The following is a 1,274-nucleotide window of genomic DNA, read 5'->3' on the forward strand; positions in this document are numbered from 1 at the left end:
CGCGACGCGTGGTTCGTCGATCCGGAAAAAGCCGTCGGCAACGAGTTGGGTGCGGCGCAGAACATCAGCGCCGGCATGGCGATCAACCAGGCCCTGCGGGGGGTGATGCTGCGCGACCGGCTACCGAAGGTGGGGGCGTTGTTCGCCGACGGGCTGATCAGCGACATGCTGGCCCGCGCGATCGTCTACCGCACCGCGTTGGTCACCGACCCCGCCGCGATGGCCGCCATCGACACCGCACTGGCCGAACAGGTCACCCGCTGGGGTGCCTGGTCGGAGAAAAAGACCCAGGAGGCCATCGACGCCCTGGTCGCCATCCACGATCCGGGGGCGCTGCGCCGCAAACGCACCGCCACCAACGCCCGCACAGTCGAATACGGGTCACCGTTGGACGAAGCCGGCTTCACCACTGTGTGGGCGCGGCTGTACGCCTCGGACGCCGCCGCGCTCGAAGAACGCCTCGACGAACTCGCCCACACCGTCTGCCCCGACGACCCACGCACCCTCAAAGAGCGCCACGCCGACGCCGTCGGCGCGCTCGCCGCCGGCGCCACACAGATGCACTGCGAATGTGGCAACGACACCTGCGAAGCCACCCGACGCGACCACCGACCCCGCAACGTCATCGTCCACGTCGTCGCCACCGACTACACCCTCGCCCAGGCACAAGCACGACGGGCGAGCCGCGGCGCGCCCGAGGATGTTTCGCCCGCACCGACGCCGGAGCCGTCGACGCCAGGTGCGTCGGAGCCGACAGAGCCGCCGACCGAGCCCATCCACACGCCAGCAGAACCCGACCGCGCGGAGGAGTCCACCCCGGCCGAGGATCCGGCCGCCCCGGAGGCGCCGGCTTCGACCACCACTGACACGCCGCGGCCCGCGAAGTGTGAGCCTGTGCAGGCGAATAACGCTGCGCAGGAGCCGACGTCCGACACCACCAAGGTGTCCGAGGCACAGGGCCTCGTATCACCCTGCCCCGCAGAGGCCTACGTGATGGGTGGTGGCCTCATCGGCCCCGAGGTGCTGGCCGGTCTGCTCGACCGCGCCACAATCCGCACCATCGCCCACCCCGGCACCAGCCCACCCGAAAACCGGTACCGGCCCTCCCAAGCCCTGCAGGACTTTGTCCGCGCCCGCGACCTGACCTGCCGCTTCCCCCGCTGCGACAAACCCGCCCACCTCTGCGACATCGACCACGCCGTGCCCTACCCCGCCGGACCCACCAGCGCATCCGACCTCCGATGCCTCTGCCGAGAACACCACCTCCTGGTGTC

General features: G+C 70.5%; 1 protein-coding gene. It reads left to right on the forward strand.

The window, feature by feature from the left end; genetic code table 11:
* The coding region (locus AU195_RS22630; RefSeq protein WP_059161264.1) for a DUF222 domain-containing protein at positions 1–1,274 on the forward strand (1,274 nt) is incomplete at both ends.

Source organism: Mycobacterium sp. IS-1496, from assembly GCF_001499995.1.
Lineage (GTDB): Bacteria > Actinomycetota > Actinomycetes > Mycobacteriales > Mycobacteriaceae > Mycobacterium.